The sequence below is a fragment of the Halomonas stenophila genome, assembly GCF_014192275.1.
Classification (GTDB): Bacteria; Pseudomonadota; Gammaproteobacteria; order Pseudomonadales; family Halomonadaceae; genus Halomonas; species Halomonas stenophila.
This window is the reverse complement of record NZ_JACHXR010000004.1, coordinates 39,704-56,644: the sequence shown is the minus strand read 5'-3', so window position 1 is coordinate 56,644 and position 16,941 is coordinate 39,704. Positions and strand designations below refer to the sequence as shown.

Annotated in this window: 14 protein-coding genes; 7 read left to right on the top strand and 7 right to left on the bottom strand. The window is 69.7% G+C overall.

All coding sequences use genetic code 11. The features are described 5' to 3' along the window. Window positions 1–18 precede the first annotated feature (18 nt). From FHR97_RS08735 to FHR97_RS08725, 3 genes are all read left to right on the top strand, one after another. Window positions 19–948, top strand: coding sequence for a prenyltransferase (locus FHR97_RS08735; RefSeq protein WP_183383419.1), 930 nt, complete (start codon window positions 19–21; stop codon window positions 946–948). Window positions 949–1,078: 130 nt separating this feature from the next. After that, window positions 1,079–2,401, top strand: a complete 1,323-nt coding sequence (locus tag FHR97_RS08730) for a sensor domain-containing diguanylate cyclase (RefSeq protein WP_183383418.1) — start codon at window positions 1,079–1,081, stop codon at window positions 2,399–2,401. Window positions 2,402–2,474: 73 nt separating this feature from the next. Further along, window positions 2,475–2,693: a hypothetical protein gene (locus FHR97_RS08725; protein ID WP_183383417.1), complete on the top strand. Its 219-nt coding sequence runs from the start codon at window positions 2,475–2,477 to the stop codon at window positions 2,691–2,693. Window positions 2,694–2,744: 51 nt separating this feature from the next. Here the strand turns inward: FHR97_RS08725 and FHR97_RS08720 are convergent, their stop codons facing one another. The 6 genes from FHR97_RS08720 to FHR97_RS08695 form a co-directional block, all read right to left on the bottom strand. Next, window positions 2,745–4,157, bottom strand: coding sequence for a PhoH family protein (locus tag FHR97_RS08720; RefSeq protein WP_183383416.1), 1,413 nt, complete (start codon window positions 4,155–4,157; stop codon window positions 2,745–2,747). A 433-nt stretch (window positions 4,158–4,590) separates the two neighbouring features. Continuing rightward, the gene (gene nirD, locus FHR97_RS08715; protein ID WP_183383415.1) at window positions 4,591–4,965 is read right to left on the bottom strand and encodes a nitrite reductase small subunit NirD; all 375 of its coding nucleotides are present in this window, start codon (window positions 4,963–4,965) and stop codon (window positions 4,591–4,593) included. Window positions 4,966–5,114: 149 nt separating this feature from the next. After that, a complete protein-coding gene (gene nirB, locus FHR97_RS08710; RefSeq protein ID WP_183383414.1) occupies window positions 5,115–7,655 on the bottom strand; it encodes a nitrite reductase large subunit NirB in 2,541 nt (846 codons plus the stop codon). Beyond that, window positions 7,652–8,968 carry an NAD(P)/FAD-dependent oxidoreductase gene (locus tag FHR97_RS08705; protein ID WP_183383413.1) on the bottom strand — a complete coding sequence of 439 codons (1,317 nt, stop codon included), beginning with the start codon at window positions 8,966–8,968 and terminating at the stop codon, window positions 7,652–7,654. Before FHR97_RS08705 ends, nirB begins: the two co-directional genes overlap by 4 nt. 243 nt (window positions 8,969–9,211) lie before the next feature. Beyond that, complete coding sequence (locus tag FHR97_RS08700) at window positions 9,212–10,258, bottom strand: CmpA/NrtA family ABC transporter substrate-binding protein (RefSeq protein ID WP_183383412.1); 1,047 nt, start codon at window positions 10,256–10,258, stop codon at window positions 9,212–9,214. Then, complete coding sequence (locus tag FHR97_RS08695; protein ID WP_183383411.1) at window positions 10,255–10,848, bottom strand: ANTAR domain-containing response regulator; 594 nt, start codon at window positions 10,846–10,848, stop codon at window positions 10,255–10,257. Before FHR97_RS08695 ends, FHR97_RS08700 begins: the two co-directional genes overlap by 4 nt. Before the next feature lie 384 nt (window positions 10,849–11,232). Here FHR97_RS08695 and FHR97_RS08690 point away from each other — a divergent pair, with 384 nt between their 5' ends. The 4 genes from FHR97_RS08690 (at window position 11,233) to FHR97_RS08675 (ending at window position 15,987) form a co-directional block, all read left to right on the top strand. Further along, entirely contained in the window at window positions 11,233–13,980 is a 2,748-nt protein-coding gene (locus tag FHR97_RS08690) for a nitrate reductase (RefSeq protein WP_183383410.1), read from the top strand. Beyond that, window positions 13,937–14,860: a uroporphyrinogen-III C-methyltransferase gene (cobA, locus tag FHR97_RS08685; RefSeq protein ID WP_183383409.1), complete on the top strand. Its 924-nt coding sequence runs from the start codon at window positions 13,937–13,939 to the stop codon at window positions 14,858–14,860. The genes FHR97_RS08690 and cobA overlap by 44 nt, the downstream gene beginning before the upstream one ends. Before the next feature lie 43 nt (window positions 14,861–14,903). Continuing rightward, a complete protein-coding gene (locus FHR97_RS08680; protein ID WP_343065586.1) occupies window positions 14,904–15,242 on the top strand; it encodes a toll/interleukin-1 receptor domain-containing protein in 339 nt (112 codons plus the stop codon). A 175-nt stretch (window positions 15,243–15,417) separates the two neighbouring features. Continuing rightward, entirely contained in the window at window positions 15,418–15,987 is a 570-nt protein-coding gene (locus FHR97_RS08675; protein WP_183383407.1) for a hypothetical protein, read from the top strand. A gap of 13 nt (window positions 15,988–16,000) precedes the next feature. Here the strand turns inward: FHR97_RS08675 and FHR97_RS08670 are convergent, their stop codons facing one another. Then, window positions 16,001–16,855 (bottom strand): dienelactone hydrolase family protein, encoded by an 855-nt coding sequence (locus FHR97_RS08670; protein WP_183383406.1) that lies wholly within the window; start codon window positions 16,853–16,855, stop codon window positions 16,001–16,003. Window positions 16,856–16,941 lie beyond the last annotated feature (86 nt).

Genomic DNA, 16,941 nt, shown 5'->3' with positions numbered 1-16,941 from the left:
CCGAGGGAGAGACACGGCATGGATGCATCGCGGGGTGACACCGCCCGTCGGGAGGACAGGCAGGCCTGCCTGCGCAGCGCTCGCCCCAACTTCCTGGTGCTGGCGCCGCTGTGTGCTGGCCTGGCGGTGCTCACGGCCCGCCTCGAGGGCGCGCCGCTGGCCAGGGTGGACACCCTGCTGGTGTTGCTGGCCGCGCTGCTGGCCCATGCCGCGGTGAACCTCCTCAACGAGCACCATGACTTCGCCAGCGGCCTGGATGCCACCACCCGGCGCACGCCCTTCTCCGGGGGCAGTGGTGCCCTGCCGGGCCGGCCGGCGGCGGCCCCGCTGGTGTGGCGTGCCGCCGTCGCCTGCCTAGCCGGGGTGGTGGTCATCGGCAGCTGGTTCCTGTGGCGCTCGGGTCCGTGGCTGCTGCCCTATGGCCTGCTGGGCCTGGGGTTGGTGGTGGCCTATACCGGGGTGCTGACGCATCGCCCACTGCTGTGCCTGCTGGCCCCGGGCCTGGGCTTCGGTGTCCTGATGGTGGTGGGCGCACACCAGGCCCTGACCGGCCATCCCTCGTCCCTGGCAATGACCGTCTCCCTGGTGCCGACCCTGCTGGTCAGCGCCTTGCTGCTGCTCAATCAGGTGCCGGATATCGATGCCGACCGTCGGGTCGGCCGGCGTCACCTGGCGATCCTGCTGGGGCGACGTCGGGCCGTGCGGCTGGCGGGCATGCTGGTGCTGGCGGCCTTCCTGGTGGTGCCGGCCGGGGTCGCGGTCGGCCTCCTGCCGGCCGCTACCTGGCTGACCTGGCTGCTGGCCCCGGCGGTCGCCTGGCTGGTGCGCGGCCTGTGGCGGCTGAACGTGGCCGACGTGGCGGCGCTCGTGCCCTGGCTGGGGGCCAACGTGGCCCTCCAGCTCGGCACCCTGGCGCTGCTCAACCTGGGGCTCTGGCTGGCCGGCTGAGCCCGGCCCCTTGGCGGCTCGACGCCGGCCCGGTATAGGCCCTGGCCGGCGGTAGTGCGTGTGCCCCGCGCGCGACTGCGCTAGGGTAGGACGATAGCGGCACGATTCCCTGTCGATGGAGACCCCACGGATGCGGGGTATTTCTCGGATTCTGGACAAGTGGCGCCGGCGACGATCCTCGCCGGCCACCAGCCTGCCCGAGCGGCTCTACGCGCATTTCCCTGGCGCGGTGATGCTGCTGGATGCCCATGGGGTGATCCTCGAGGTCAATCCGTCGATGGCGCGCGTCACGGGGCATGCCGACGAGTCGCTGGTGGGGCGTCGCGTCACCGGCCTGGACGAGCAGCCGCTGCGCGGTCCGCTGTCCCGGGCCCTGGATCATTGCGTCCAGCAGCGCCAGTCCTGGCACGGACTGCTGCATTGCCGCCATGCCGACGGTCGACGGCTCTACCTGGATACCCTCATCCAGCCCCTGGTCGAGGGACCCGACGCCCCCCTCCGGCTGCTGTGCATCCAGCACGACGTCGGTACCCTGCTCGAGCCCGCCATCGCCGACCGGGAGCGGCTGGGCCGGCTGGAGGCGGTCGTGACCGGCTTGCCGGGCGTGGTCTTCCAACTGCACCAGACGCCGCGGGGGGCACTGTCCTTCGGCTACCTGAGCGAGGGGCTGATCGCGCTGTGCGGGTTGACGCCCGACGCCGTGATGGCGTCCCCCGCGCGGTTGCTCGATCGGCTGGTCGGCGAAGATCGCCAGGCCCTGACCAACACGCTGGCCCAGTCGTCGGTGAGTCTCGAGCCATGGCAGTTGGCCTTTCGCATCGAGACACCGGAGGGCGTGCGCTGGCTGGAGGCCACGGCGGGCGTGCGGCGCGAGTCCGGTGGGGGCACGCTCTGGGACGGCTGGCTGCAGGACGTCACCCGCCGCAAGGAGGCGGAACGGCGCACCCAGCACCTGATCAGTACCGACATGCTGACCGGCCTGCTCAACCGGCGGGCCTTCCTCGCCAATGGCGAGGCGTTGCTGGCCCATGCCACCCGCAATCGTCGCCGGGTGCCGGTGGCGATGGTCGACCTCGACCACTTCAAGGCGCTCAATGACACCCATGGCCATGCGGCCGGCGATATCGCCCTGCAGCGCTTCGCCACGACCTGCCGAGACTGCCTGCGTCCCTACGACCTGATCGGTCGCCTCGGCGGCGAGGAGTTCGCCGTGATGCTGGTGGATAGCGAGCCGGAGGAGGCCTGGGGCGTGCTGGAGCGCCTGCGGCAGGCCGTGGCGGACAGCGAGCTGGCGCTGGGCGGTGAAACGCTGCATTTCACGGTCAGCATGGGAGTGGCCTTCCTCGACCCCGGGGGGAATCTCGGCGAGGCGCTGGGCCGGGCCGACCACGCCCTCTACCGGGCCAAGCGGGCGGGGCGCAACCGCATCGTCGGTCCCGAGACGGTGATCTGAGGCACTGACTGGCGAGTCCGCTGTCCCATGGTTCTGAGGTGCCGTCATCAACACCGTGCAAAAGGAGCAGCCGATGTCACTCTCCGAGGATTTTCGTCTACCGGTGGCGTGCCCGAACTGCGGCAGTCACCTGATGCGCGTCTCCAGCGTCAAGAATCCCGACGACCAGGTGCATTGTGCCTCCTGCCAGCGCTTCGTCTGCCTCTATCACGAGGCCCAGACGGTGCTCCGCCACGGGCCCGGCAGCCAGAGCGAGGCCTTGATCGAGAAGGCCGTGAATCGCGGTTCCTGAGCGGGTGCAGGAGGCGGGCGGGCCGACGCCGGGGGCGTCGGCCCGCCGCATTCAGAGCAGCTCCTCGCCGGCCAGCGCCAGGCGCGAGCGCTCCACGCTCTTGAGGGTGACATGGCCGGCATGGGGCCAGTCGCGGAAGCGTTGCACCACCGCCGCCATGCCGCAGGTGTTGGCGGTGAGATAGGGCGTGTCGATCTGGCCCACGTTGCCCAGACAGACGATCTTGGTGTTGCGCCCGGCCCGGGTGATCAGCGACTTGAGCTGCTTGGGCGTGAAGTTCTGGGCCTCGTCGATGATCAGGAAGGTGTCATTCAGGGTCCGGCCGCGCATGAAGCCGGGGGCGCGGATCTGTACCCTCGAGCCGAGCAACTGACGCGTCGCCTCCTGGTTCCAGGTGGAGCTGCCGTCATGCTCGTCGCGCAGCAGGTTGTCCATGTTGTCATGGAAGGCCCCCATCCAGGGCGACATCTTCTCCTCCTCGGTGCCGGGCAGGTAGCCGATGTCCTCGCTCATGGAGATCGGGGCCCGGGTGAACACCACGCGCTCGAAGCGCTTGCCGTCCAGCGTCTGCTGGAAGGCCGCGGCCAGGGTCATGAAGGTCTTGCCGGTGCCCGCACTGCCGGCGATGGTCACCAGGTCGATGCCTTCGTCCATCAGCAGGTTGAGGGTGAAGTTCTGGCGGCTGTCATGGGCATGCACGCCCCACACGCTGGCGCCATGCCGGTAGTTGGTCAGTAGCTCCAGATGGGCATGGCGTGGGCCCAGGTCGCGGACCACCGCCTCGAAGCTTGCCCCGTCATCGCTGTCCGAGACCAGCATGCCGAGGTGCCAGTCGGTGGGGATCTCGCCGGTCAGGCGGTAGATCACGCGACCATTCTCGCGCTCCACCTTGACCTCGGTCTTGAGGGTCTCCCACAGGCCGCTGCCATCCTGGCCCGCCTCGGGAAAGACCCGGGCGCCGCCGATCATGGCATCGCTGTCGTCGAAGGCGCGATCGGTGAGGTAGTCCTCCACCGGCACGCCCAGCGCCGCGGCCTTGACCCTCAGGTTGATGTCCTTGGTGACCAGGATCACCGAGGCGTCGGGGCGCTCGTCGCGCAGCCGACAGGTCTCGGCGAGCAGGCGGTTGTCGGGGCTGTCCTCCAGGTTGTCCGGGACCGAGAGGTTGTCGTAGCACAGCAGGCGCAGTCGACCCTCGGGGCCGGTGAGCCGGGTGATGGGAATGCCGTCGCGGATCTGGTGGAGGTCGACGTTGGCGGTGAGGTCCGAGAGGGTCCGGCTGACCTGCCGGGCGGTGCGGGCGATCTCGCGGATGCCGTTCTTGTGCTTGTCGAGCTCCTCGAGCACGGTCATGGGAATCACCACTTCGTGCTCATCGAACTGATAGAGGGCGGCGGGGTCGTGGATCAGGACATTGGTGTCCAGCACGTAAAGCCGGGTGGCCTTCTTGTCGATGCGTACCATCGGCGCAGCTCTCCTGATTGTCACCGGAACGGCGTCAAGGATGACGCCTCGATGTCGACACTGTCAGCGCCGGATGTCAGTTCCGTGACAAGGCGCGATGTGCCGGTTTCACGGTTTGTGGTGAGCACCTCCTATTGTCATACGACCGCAATACTTGCCAATTGGCTCCCAGCATGGCCCATCTTTGCCGCCCTGCACAATTCCGGCCTCAACGCTGTGTCGTTTCGCTCGCCGCCGACCGGGACGCAGGGATGGCCAGCCCGGAGCGCGATCGCCCGCCTGTTGCGGGAGGAGAGAGCCGTCCTCCCGGGCACGGCCGACACCCCAGCCGGCGGCGGCCGATGGACGTTGATACTGGCCACCCGCTACGCCCTGGACAGGCCCTGGCGGCGTGCCGCCGGGTGGCGCGAGGGGGCGGCCGCCAGGGGCGGGGTCACGCCTGGATCATCACCCGGTCGCCCTCGAAGCAGACCGCCCAGCAGCGCAGTCGCACCGCCTCGTCTTCCAGGCACTGGCCGTCGTCAAGGCGGAAGTGCTGCTTGTAGATCGGGGAGGCCACCACCGGCGCCCCCGAGACGTCGCCGACGATGCCGCGGGCGATGACGTTAGCGTCGGAGAAGGGGTCGTGATGGTCCACGGCGTAGAGCTCGGTGGCATGGCCCGGCAGGTAGAACAGGGCCACCTGGGCCGGTCCCTCGGTCGTCTCGATCCAGGCGGCGACGCCGGAGAAGGGCACCAGGTCGGCCTTGGTGCACAGGGGTTGCCAGGTCTGGGTCATGGTCGGGGCTTCTGCGGTTGCGCTAGTCATAGATTGGTAGTCCTCGCGATGATGTCGAGAAATTGGCGAGCGAGATGAAGCGCTAGGCGCGCGGCGCACCGAAGGCGAGACATAACGGGGGGTTAGGCGAGCCTTCGGGGTGCCGCGCAACAACGCGATTCGCTCGCGCAGCCATTTCCTTACGCAGGGCGGAGCTGGCCGCGCTCCTCGGTCACGATGATGTCCGGGTCGGGGCGTGCGTCGTTGACGAAGCTGCGGAAGCGCTTGAGCTTCTCCGGGTCCTGGAGGGCGCCGGCCCACTCGCACTCGTAGTGGTCGATGACGGTCTGCATCTGCGCCTCGAGCTCGTCATTGATGCCCAGGCTGTCCTCGAGCACCACTTCCTTGAGGTAGTCCAGGCCGCCCTCGAGGTTCTCGCGCCACACCGAGGTGCGCTGCAGGCGGTCGGCGGTGCGCACGTAGAACATCAGCAGGCGATCGATGGTGCTGATCAGCTGCTCGTCGTCCAGGTCGGTGGCGAAGAGCTCGGCGTGGCGCGGGCGCATGCCGCCGTTGCCGCACACGTAGAGGTTCCAGCCGTGCTCGGTAGCGATCACCCCGACGTCCTTGCTCTGGGCCTCGGCGCACTCGCGGGTACAGCCGGAGACCGCGAACTTGAGCTTGTGCGGCGAGCGCAGGCCCTTGTAGCGATGCTCGAGCCGGATCGCCATGCCCACGCTGTCCTGCACCCCGTAGCGGCACCAGGTGCTGCCCACGCAGGACTTCACGGTGCGCAGCGACTTGCCGTAGGCATGCCCGGTCTCGAAGCCGGCCGCGATCAGCTCGCCCCAGATGTCCGGCAGCTCCTCGAGGTGGGCGCCGAACAGGTCGATGCGCTGGCCGCCGGTGATCTTGGTGTAGAGGCCATACTTCTGGGCCACCTGGCCGAGCACCACCAGCTTGTCCGGGGTGATCTCGCCGCCGGCGACACGCGGCACCACCGAGTAGGTGCCGTTCTTCTGCATGTTGGCCATGAAGGTGTCGTTGGTGTCCTGCAGCGGGATATGCGCGGCGTCGGTGATCGGCTCGTTGAAGCAGGAGGCGAGGATCGAGGCCACCGCCGGCTTGCAGATATCGCAGCCAAGCTTCGGGGCTGATGAAGAGCCCAGGCCCTGAGTTTGTGGAGAGCCGTGCTTGCCGATCAGCTCGCCGAAGGTCTTGATGCCCTCGACGCGGACGATGTCGTAAAGCTCCTGGCGGGTGTGGGCGAAGTGCTCGCAGATCGACCGGTCGACCTCCACGCCGCGGGCCTCCAGCTCGTGGTCGACCACGCTCTTGAGCAGGGCCGCGCAGCCGCCGCAGCCGGTGCTCGCCCTGGTCTCGGCCTTGACGGCGCCCAGGTCGGTGGCGCCGGCGTCGAGGGTCGCGCAGATCGACCCCTTGGTGACGTTGTGGCACGAGCAGATGGTCGCGCCCTCGGGGAGGGCGTCGGCGCCCAGGGTCGGCGCGCCCTCGGTGGAGGGCAGGATCAGCGCGGCCGGGTCCTCGGGCAGCTCCAGGCCGTTGCTGTAGTACTGCATCAGGGTGTCGTAGGTGGCGTTGTCACCCACCAGCATGGCGCCGAGCAGCTTCCTGCCGTCGCTGGAGACCACCAGCTTGCGGTATTCCTGCTTGATCTCGTCCAGGTAGCGGAACATCCGAGCGCCGGGATTCTGGTTGCCGTGGGCATCGCCGATGGCGCCCACGTCGACGCCGAGCAGCTTGAGCTTGGTGCTCATGTCGGCGCCCGCGAAGGTCAGCTCGCCGCCCAGCAGGGTGTCGGCGGCGGCCTTGGCCATCTGGTAGCCGGGGGCGACCAGGCCGAAGATGCTGTTGTTCCACAGCGCCACCTCGCCGATGGCCAGGATCGCCGGGTCGCTGGTCAGGCAGCGATCGTCGATCACCACGCCGCCGCGCTCGCCCATCTCCAGGGCGGCGTCACGGGCCAGCTCGTCGCGGGGGCGGATGCCCGCCGAGAACACGATCAGGTCGGTCTCCAGCACCTTGTCGTCCTGGAAGACCATGCGATGGAAGCTGGCCTGGCCGTCCTCGATGTGCTGGGTGGCGCGGCCGGTGAGCACCTGGACGCCCAGCGCCTCGATCTTCTCGCGCAGCAGCTCGCCGCCCTCGGTGTCGACCTGCATCGGCATCAGCCGCGGGGCGAACTCGACCACGGCGGTGTCGAGGTCGAGCCCGCGCAGGGCGTTGGCCGCCTCCAGGCCCAGCAGGCCGCCGCCGACCACCACGCCGGTGGTGGCCGTCTCGGCCGCGGCGCGAATGGCATCGAGGTCGTCCAGGGTGCGGTAGACCAGGCAGTTGTCGCGGTCGTTGCCGGGAATCGGCGGCACGAAGGGGTAGGAGCCGGTGGCCAGCACGACCCGGTCGTAGGCGTAGCGGCCGGCCTCGGTGACCACCTCGCCGGCGTCACGGTCGAGGGCGGTCACCGCCTCGTTCAGGCGCAGCTCGATGCCGTGCTCGGCATAGAGGTCGGCGTCGCACATGGCCAGGAACTGGGCGTCCCGGCCACCGAAATACTCGGACAGGTGGACGCGATCGTAGGCCCGATGACGCTCCTCGCCGAAGACCGTGACGCGGTACTGCTCGGTGGCGCCGCGTTCGATGAGCTGCTCGACCAGGTGGTGGCCGACCATGCCGTTACCGATGACGATCAGGCGTTGTAGTTCGGACTGGGGCGTGTTCATGCGGCCTCCTTCTCGGGGCTATCGGTGTCTCGGAGAGTGGTCTCGTGCTCGGCGAGCAGGGCCTCGACATCGGCCTGGCCGAGGGCCAGGGCCTGCCGGACGGCGTCCAGCCGGGTGCCGGCCCGGGCCTGGGTGAACAGCCAGGGCCCCATGGCGGTGTCGCCATAGAGCACGGCGCCCTCCAGGCGGCCGTCACGCAGCAGCAGGCGGCGGTATTCGCCCTGTTGCGGATCGTGATAGGTCAGCGCCTCGTGGCCCGGCCCGGCCTCGGTGGGGCCGAAGGCATACAGGGACACGCCGCCGACCTTGAGCTTGGTGGCGGTCGGGGCGTCGGCGAAGCCCGCCGTCGCTTCCCCGGCCAGGTGGCGGGCCAGCACCTCGACCTGCTGCCAGATCGGCTCGACCAGCCCGAAGGTGCGGGTCTCGAACTGGCAGCATTCGCCGAGGGCATGGATGGCCGGGTCGGAGGTGGTCAGCCAGGCATCGACCCGGATGGCGCGGTCGCAGGCCAGGCCGGCCTCGCGACCGAGCTCGGCATTGGGCGTGATGCCGGCGGCGATGACCACCCGGTCGGCGGGCAGCCGTTCCCCGGTGGCCAGGCGCGCCGCGGCGACATGGCCGCGGCCGTCGTCCTCGAGGGCGGCCAGTTCGACGCCGGTGTCGATCGCAAGCCCGCGGCCCTCCAGCTCGCGGCGCAGCAGCGCCGCGGCGGTGGCATCGAGCTGGCGGTTCATCAGGCGTTCGCTGCGCTGGAGCACGCGGGCCTGCATGCCGCGCTGGCGCAGGCCCTCGGCGGCCTCCAGGCCCAGCAGGCCGCCGCCGACCACCAGGCCGCGACCGCCGCGCTGCGCGGCTTCGGCCAGGGCCTCGGCGTCGTCCAGGTCACGAAAGCCGCCGACCCCGGCCAACGCGATGCCCGGCACCGCCGGCAGGGCGGTACGCGAGCCGGTGGCCAATACCAGCCGCTCGTAGGCGATGGCCTCGCCGCGCGCGGTCAGTACCCGGCGCCGCTCCCGGTCGATGCGGGTGACCCGCTCGCCGAGCCGGGTGGTCAGGGCGATGCCGGCCCGGTCGGCGATCTCGGGCAGGCGCAGGTCATCATGGCTCATGTCGCCCGCCAGCCAGGGGGAGAGCAGGATGCGGTTGTAGGCCGGGCAGCGTTCCTCGCCGATCACGGTGATGCGGCGCGGCGCATTGGCCTGGCGCACGAGCGTCTCGACCAGGCGCTGGGTGGCCATGCCGTTGCCGACGATCACCAGGTGCTCGATGGGCTGCGGGTTCGGGGCGGACCCGGGTAGGGCATCGGGGCACATGTCGAAACCTCCTGAAACGCAAAAAGACGCCTCGGCACCCCCTGGCATCGGGGGTGCGGAGACGCCTTCGTCTGGAATTCGGTGGGCGATCGCCGTTGATCGCGAGGGAGAGGCCTGGGCCCGCTCCGGTTACCTACAGTCTTTCAATTATCGAGCCAATATTTTGTTTGTTTCAATTAAATCAAATATTTACGTTCGTCGTGGCGGACGGCGGCGGGATGCCCGCCGCCGCCCGGACGGGCCTTATGCACGCTCCTGGTGCGTGGCGGCATCGAAATGCACGGGGCTGTAACAGGCCGACAGTCGGGCGGGGGCCAGCCGGCCACCGCGGGCCCGCAGCGCATGGTCGAGGTGGGCGGCCATGGGGGCCATGGCCGCGGGGGAGGGCCGCAGGTCGCCGCCGAGGCGTTGGCGTGCCGGGCCCGTGTCGGGTGCCAGCGTCTCGAGATGGCTCGCGGCCCGGTCCAGGTAGGGCGGCAGGGCCAGCCAGTCGCGTGCCTGGCGGGCATGCTCGGGTGAGGCCCCGAGCCAGTCGGCGGCCCCGGTCAGGCCACGGATCAGGGCGGCGAGGGTCGCGGGGTGGCGCTCGGCCCAGGACGCGGTGACCCCGAGGACCTTCTCGGGGTGGTCCGGCCAGAGCTGGGCGCCGCTGGCGACGATGCGACCGCCTCCCCGGCGCTGGGCCAGGCTGCCCCAGGGCTCGCCGACGCAGAAGCCGTCGATGCGCCCCTCTTCCAGGGCCTCGGCCATGCGGGACGGTGGCAGGACCACCCGCTTGACCTCGTGGTCGGCGTCGATGCCGCCGAGTGCCAGCCATTCGCGCAGCTGGTAATGCTGGCACGAGAAGGGATGGACGATGGCCAGGCAGGGCGGCGGTCCGCCACGATGGCGCAACCGCCGGGCGAAGTCGCGGGCGCCGGCGGCGGGATCCGGGTCCCCCGGCGGGATGGCGGTCTCCGGCAGAGGCATGCCCTCGCTCCAGCGCGACGACAGCACCAGGGTGTTGCCGTTGCGCCCCAGTACCAGCGGGGCCAGGGTCTCGCAGGCGGCGCCGGAGATCCCCAGGCTCATGGCCAGGGGCAGCGGGGCCAGCATGTGGGCGCCATCCAGCAGGCCGGCGGCGAGCTTGTCGCGCAGCGTCGACCAGGCATTCTCGCGGGACAGCGCGACGTCGAGCCCTTCGGCGGCGAAGAAGCCGCCCTCGCGGGCGATGATCGGCAGGGCGGCATCCAGCAGCGGAATGAAGCCCAGCGTCAGGCGCTCGAGCCCGGCGGTGCGACTCGCGGTCATAGGCCTTTCTCCAGTCGTTCGAGGATATCGATCACGTTGGCGGCCACCTCGCCGATGCGCTGGCCGCGGTCCATGGCCAGCTTGCGCAGCATGCGGTAGGCCTGTTCCTCGTCGCAGTCCTGGTGCTTCATCAGCAGCCCCTTGGCGCGCTCGATGCGCTTGCGGTCGGCCAGCTGGCCGCGCGCCTTGTCGAGCTCGGTGCGCATCGACTGGAAGGAGGCGAAGCGGGCGATGGCGACCTCGAGGATCGCCTTGACCCGGCTGGGCACCAGGCCGTCCACCACATAGGCGCTGACACCGGCCTCCAGGGCGGCCTGCATGGTGTCGGGCTGGTGCTGGTCGGCGAAGAACACCACCGGACGCGGGTTCTCGCGATTCAGCAGGGACATGCTGTCGAGGGTGTCGCGATCGGGGGATTCCATGTCGATGATCACCACATCGGGGGCGTGACGCGCGACCATCTCGTTGAGGCTGGCCGGACTCTGCAGGCGGCAGACGACCTCATGGCCCTCCTGGCCGAGGGCCTCCTCGACCATGGCGGCGCGCACGATCTCGTCATCGACCAGCAGGATCTTCAGGGGCTGGGGCATAGGGCGTGGCTCGTTGCATCGGTCGTTTGCAGGGACTAATGCAAGATCCGTTCCAGGCGTCGCGATGCCGGAAAGGAGCGGGGTCGGGCGCCGGTCCTGGCGCCGACGCCCTCGACCGCCGAGAAGATTGTTGCACCGCAGCGGTGCGGAATCGGGCGCCGACGGCCCCGGCTGGTGCAGATCGGCGCGAATGCCCGGCACCGGCCGGCCCGGAAGCCCCACCACTGGAGGCTTCGGGTCTGTTGGCACGCGGTTTGCTTGATACTGGTCAATCATCTCCCGGGCCGCCATGGCGGTGGCCTCAGGCAACGACGCCCACCATCGCGCTGACTACCGGCGCGGTGGTGGGCGTCGTCGTTGGGACCCACGATCGAGGAGTGCGTTATGCATCAGGCGCGAACCACTTGCCCCTACTGCGGTGTCGGCTGCGGCGTGCTGGCCGACATCGACGGCGACCGCATGGTCGGCGTCGAGGGCGACGCCACGCATCCGGCCAACTTCGGCCGCCTGTGCGTCAAGGGCTCGGCGCTCGCCGAGACCCTGGGCGAGCAGGGGCGTCTGACGCGCCCCCGGGTGGACGGGGTCGAGGTGGACTGGGGCACCGCGCTCGACGCCGTGGCCGAACGGCTCCAGGCGACCCGCGAGGCCGCCGGCGACCCGGCGGTGGCCGGCTACCTGTCCGGGCAGTTGCTCACCGAGGACTATTACGTCGCCAACAAGCTGTTCAAGGGGTTTCTCGGCACGCCGCACCTGGATACCAACTCGCGGCTGTGCATGGCCTCGGCGGTGGCCGCCTACAAGCGTTCGCTGGGCGCCGACGCCGTGCCCTGCAACTACGAGGACCTGGAGGAGGCCGAGCTGGTGGTGCTGGTGGGGTCCAACCTGGCCTGGAATCACCCGGTGCTCTTCCAGCGCCTGCGTACCGCCAAGACCCGTAACCCGCTGATGCGGGTGGTGGTGATCGACCCACGGGTCACCGACAGTTGCGAGCTGGCCGACCTCTACCTGGGGCTCGCGCCCGGCAGTGACGCTCGGCTGTTCAACGGCCTGCTGGCCTGGATGGCCGCCAAGGGCAAGCTCGACCGGGTCTACCTGGAACAGCACACCCGGGGGCTGGATGCGGCGCTGGCCGCGGCCCGCGAGGACGACTGCGCCGTCGAGGCCATCGCCGCCGACTGCGACGTCGACCCGGAGCGCCTGGAGACCTTCTTCTACTGGTTCGCCAGCCAGCTGCACGTGGTGACCCTCTATTCCCAGGGCATCAACCAGTCGTCCAGCGGCACCGACAAGTGCCACGCCATCATCAACTGCCACCTGGCCGGCGGCAAGATCGGCCTGCCCGGTGCCGGTCCCTTCTCGATCACCGGCCAGCCCAACGCCATGGGCGGTCGCGAGGTGGGGGGCCTGGCCAACCAGCTGGCCGCGCACATGGACTATGACAGTCCCGGCGCCCTCGATCGGGTGCGCCGCTTCTGGACCACCGAGCATCTGGCGCCGACCCTGCCCGAGGGGCCCGGTCACAAGGCGGTGGCCCTGTTCGAGGCCATCGAGCGCGGCGAGATCCAGGCCCTGTGGATCATGGCCACCAACCCCGTGGTCAGCCTTCCCGATGCCGACCGGGTGCGGGCGGCCCTGGCCAGATGCCCGCTGGTGATCGTCTCCGAGTGCATGGCCAACACCGACCTGCTGCCCTATGCCGATATCGTGCTGCCGGCCACGTCCTGGTCCGAGAAGGACGGCACCGTGACCAACTCCGAGCGGCGCATCTCCCGCCAGCGGGGGCTGCTGCCCCCGCCCGGGGAGGCGCGTCACGACTGGTGGATCATCGGCGAGGTCGCGCGGCGGCTGGGCTATGGCGAGGCCTTCGGCTATGCCCATCCCGGCGAGATCTTCGCCGAGCACGCGCGGCTCTCCGGCTTCGAGAACGCGCCCGACCACCCGGGCCATGGTGCCCGGATGTTCGATATCTCGGCGCTGGCCGAGCTGGATCGCGAGGGCTACGACGCCCTGGCGCCGATCCAGTGGCCGGTGACCGCCGACGCCCCTCATGGCACCGCCCGGCTGTTCGAGGATGGTCGCTTCGCCACCGCCGACGGGCGTGCCAGGCTCTTTCCGGTGCGCCCGCGGGGGCCCGTCCAGGCGCTCGACGCGACCCATTCGCTGCGGCTCAACACCGGACGCGTGCGCGACCAGTGGCACACCATGACCCGCACCGGCCGCGCGGCGCGGCTGATGAACCACCGGGCCGAACCCTTCATCGAGATCGCCCCGGAAGATGCCCAGGCGCTCGGGCTCGGCGACCAGCAGCTGGCGCGCCTGACGAGTGCCACCGGCGAGTACCGTGGCCGGATCCGGCTGTCGCGCGGCCAGCGACGCGGCGAGGTGTTCGTGCCCATCCACTGGACCGATCGCTTCTCGTCCCGGGCCCTGGCCGGCAGCCTGCTCGCGGCCCATGTCGACCCGCTCTCCGGCCAGCCCGAGACCAAGCACGGCGCCGTGGCGGTGACGCCGCTGGCCACGGCCTGCGAGGCCACCCTGGTGGTCGCGGAGGACCACGAGGTCGCCGGGACCGTGCGACAGAGCGCCGACTACTGGACGCGGATCCCGCTGGCCCATGCCGACCGCTGGCAGCTGGCCTGGGGCGAGGGGGAGGTGGGCCTGGCCCGCCTCACCGAGAGCCTGCCGGTGCCGGCCTCGCTGTGGTGTGACGATCCCGCCACCGGCCGCTGGCGGGCGGCCGGCCTCGAGGACGGCCGCTTGCGCTGGTGGCTGATGGTGGGGCCGCCCGCCGAGCTGCCGGGCCTGGCCTGGCTCGACGCACGCTTCGCCGAGGCGGCCGAGGGCCTGCCCCTGGAGGACGGGCGTCGCCGTCGGCTGCTGGCCGGCTGCGATGACGGTGGCGCCGCCAACGGCCCGCTGGTCTGCAGCTGCCACCAGGTGGGCCAGGCCGCCATCGTCGCTGCCATTCGCGCGGGCGACGCCAGCGTCGAGGCGCTGGGCGCGCGACTTGCCTGCGGCACCCAGTGCGGCAGCTGCATTCCCGAACTGAAATCCCTTATTGAAGAAAGTAGCGAAGAGGAGGGGCCCCATGCGCGCTCCGAGCAGACGCCTGAAGCCGTCCAAGTGGTCTGACGTCGTGGCACGCGTCCCCGATGTGCTGGTGCGGCTGGGCCGGGACGCCTCGCGTTGGCTGGCCGCCCCCTGGGTCTCGCGGCACGCCCCCGAGCTCCCGGGACGCTCCCGGCAGGGGGACTGTCGCCCGGGCAGCGTCTACCTGGTCGGCGCCGGCAGCGGCGATGTCGAGCTGCTGACCCTCAAGGCGGCCCGACTGCTGCAGCAGGCCGACGCGGTGGTCTACGACCGCCTGGTGGGCGATGACGTGCTGTCCCTGGTGCCCGCCGGTCGCGAGCGCTATTACGTGGGCAAGGCGCGGGGCCATCACAGCGTGTCCCAGGCCGAGATCGGGGCGCTGCTGGTCGAGCTGGCGCGGCAGGGCAAGGCGGTGGTGCGCCTCAAGGGCGGCGACCCGGGGGTATTCGGGCGCATGGGCGAGGAACTCGCCGCACTCGCCGAGGCAGAGGTACCGGCGCACATCGTGCCCGGTATCACCGCGGCCTCGGCGGCCTGTGCCTCCATGGGCATTCCGCTCACCGACCGTGGCCACGCCCAGCAACTGCGCTTTATCACCGCGCAACTGTGCCGGACGGAAGGGACCCCCGATTGGGCCGCGCTGGCCCGGCGGGACGAGACCCTGGTGTTCTACATGGGCCTGGCCAAGGTCGCGGCGATCTGCGCCGGCCTGCGCAGTGCCGGGCTGCCCGACGACTGGCCGATCATGCTGGTGGCCAATGCCAGCCTGCCCGACCAGGCGGCCCTCACCGGCACCCTGGCCGATATGCCGGACAGGCTCGCCGCTCACCCGCTGCCGTCGCCATGTTTGATCGTGGTGGGCAGCGTGGTGAGGATGGTCGAGACCAGCCCGGCGGTGGCGACGGCGGGTCATCTGGGCTGATTGCAGCCGTGCACCAGGGCGAGCCAGGGCTCGTTGATGAGCGATATCTTTATCAGCTACAAGAGAGACCGAGGCCAGGGCGTTGGCAGGGGCACTCGAGGCCGACGGCTGGTCCGTGTGGCGGGCCCCGAGGCTCCGCACGGGTGAGCACGTCGACGCGGCCATCGAGCGTGAACTCGGCGAGGCGCAGTGCGTGATCGTGCTCTGGTCCAGCCGCTTCATCGCGTCGCAAGACGTGAAGGACGAAGCGACCTACGGGCTGACGCTGAACAAGCGGGTCCTGATGGCCATCGACGACGTCACTCCCTCCTTTCGCCCCCAGGGGCGACATACGCATTACCTGCGCGACGGGGCATCGCGACCTTCCATACTTAAAAAATGAAGGTATTGGAAGTATCGATCAAGGTGGCCGATGGTGAAGTTACGGGATCTTTCACTTCGTTGCCCGTATTTCCACGAGGCGTCACGACTGTCCGGGACACCGTGGGTTCCCGAATATCTCTCGCGGCAACAGCAGGGTTGGCGGTCGAGGCGCACGGTAGAGGAGGGCATCCATCATGTTTGACACCGAACAGTTCATCGCCGATTGTCGCAGCGCGCTTGCCGCCGACGAATCCCCCCGGCTGGTGCGGGAAGTGGTCGCGAGAGCGGTTTCCGATCCGGCCGCCATTCTCAAGGAACTCGGGGAACCGACACGCGGCGGGCTCCACCCGCTCTATCGCTCGGAGGATCTGACCATCATCAACATGGTGTGGGCGCCTTACATGACGCTTATGCCACACGACCATCGAATGTGGGCGGTGATCGGCATCTATACCGGTCGCGAAGACAATATTTTCTGGCGGCGGCTTTCAAGCCGGCACGGGCACATCGAGGCAGTGGGCGCCAAGGCACTGGCCGCCGGTGATGCCGCGCCGCTGAAGCACGACATCATTCATTCGGTGACCAACCCGATTCCCCGTTTGACCGCGGCGATCCATATCTACGGAGGCGACTTCTTCGCCGTAGAGCGCAGCGAATGGGACCCGGAAACGCTCGATGAGCAGCGCTGGACTACCGAACACGCCATGCGTCGGTTCGAGGAATCCAATTGGATCATCGATCATCTCGGGGTCGATGCCGCGTGATGTCGTCGTCCGGTCAGTCGTTGTCGTTGAGGGCGGCGTCCAGGGTCAGCAGCGCCGCCTGCCAGGAGGCGGCATCGGCGGCGGCATCATAGGCCAGCGGCAGATCGTGCTGGGTGGCCAGCGCGTCGGCCTCGGGATTGGTGAAACCGTGCTTGGCCAGGGGATAGTTCGTCACCTCGACGTCGGCGCCCTGGGCCTCGAGGGCCTGGGCCATCGCCATCAGGTCGTCGCGGGCGACGAAGCCGTCCTCGGCGCCGTTGTGGATGCGCACGCTGCCCTCGAAGGCCTGGGGCATCTTCACCGCCATCGTCGGGCCCCCATGAAAGCTGATGGCGGCCTCGAGCGGCATGCCGGACAGCGCCATGTTCATCACCACGCTGCCGCCGAAACAGTAGCCGATCGCCGCCATGCCGCCATCGGCCACCGCCGGATGCTCGCCGAGCCTGGCCATCGCGGCCTCGAGCCGGGCGCGTGCCGCCGGCCAGTCCTGCATCACCCGGGTGGAGAATGCCTGGGCCTCGGTGGGATGCGCCGCCAGCCGGCCATCGCCGTACATGTCCACCGCCAGGGCCACGAAGCCGAGCGCCGCCAGTTGATCGGCTCGGGCGCGGGCATAGCGGTCCAGCCCCCACCATTCATGCACCACCAGCACCGCCGGTTGCGGCTGGTCGATGCTGGCATTGCGCGCCAGGTAGCCCTCATAGGTGGTGCCGCCGGTGGCATACTCGAAGACCTCACCGACCACGCGTGGCCCCGACTGGATGGTGACCTGCTCGTCGCCGGGCGAGGGCTCGTCCTGTGCCTGGATGCCGGCCGCGCCCGCCATCAGGCCCGCGGCCAGGCATGCCAGGGTGAATAGGTGTCGCATCAGGGATCTCCTTGCCTGTGATCGGGGTCGTCCTCGACGTCGGTCGCCTTCGCTCATTCATTCTTTCTTAATATAGCCAGACGGGA

Bases quoted from the DNA above. Each gene is read 5' to 3' on its own strand.
- FHR97_RS08735 (WP_183383419.1), top strand. From the start codon at position 19: ATGGATGCATCGCGGGGTGACACCGCCCGTCGGGAGGACAGGCAGGCC.
- FHR97_RS08730 (WP_183383418.1), top strand. From the start codon at position 1,079: ATGCGGGGTATTTCTCGGATTCTGGACAAGTGGCGCCGGCGACGATCC.
- FHR97_RS08725 (WP_183383417.1), top strand. From the start codon at position 2,475: ATGTCACTCTCCGAGGATTTTCGTCTACCGGTGGCGTGCCCGAACTGC.
- FHR97_RS08720 (WP_183383416.1), bottom strand. From the start codon at position 4,157: ATGGTACGCATCGACAAGAAGGCCACCCGGCTTTACGTGCTGGACACC.
- nirD (WP_183383415.1), bottom strand. From the start codon at position 4,965: ATGACTAGCGCAACCGCAGAAGCCCCGACCATGACCCAGACCTGGCAA.
- nirB (WP_183383414.1), bottom strand. From the start codon at position 7,655: ATGAACACGCCCCAGTCCGAACTACAACGCCTGATCGTCATCGGTAAC.
- FHR97_RS08705 (WP_183383413.1), bottom strand. From the start codon at position 8,968: ATGTGCCCCGATGCCCTACCCGGGTCCGCCCCGAACCCGCAGCCCATC.
- FHR97_RS08700 (WP_183383412.1), bottom strand. From the start codon at position 10,258: ATGACCGCGAGTCGCACCGCCGGGCTCGAGCGCCTGACGCTGGGCTTC.
- FHR97_RS08695 (WP_183383411.1), bottom strand. From the start codon at position 10,848: ATGCCCCAGCCCCTGAAGATCCTGCTGGTCGATGACGAGATCGTGCGC.
- FHR97_RS08690 (WP_183383410.1), top strand. From the start codon at position 11,233: ATGCATCAGGCGCGAACCACTTGCCCCTACTGCGGTGTCGGCTGCGGC.
- cobA (WP_183383409.1), top strand. From the start codon at position 13,937: ATGCGCGCTCCGAGCAGACGCCTGAAGCCGTCCAAGTGGTCTGACGTC.
- FHR97_RS08675 (WP_183383407.1), top strand. From the start codon at position 15,418: ATGTTTGACACCGAACAGTTCATCGCCGATTGTCGCAGCGCGCTTGCC.
- FHR97_RS08670 (WP_183383406.1), bottom strand. From the start codon at position 16,855: ATGCGACACCTATTCACCCTGGCATGCCTGGCCGCGGGCCTGATGGCG.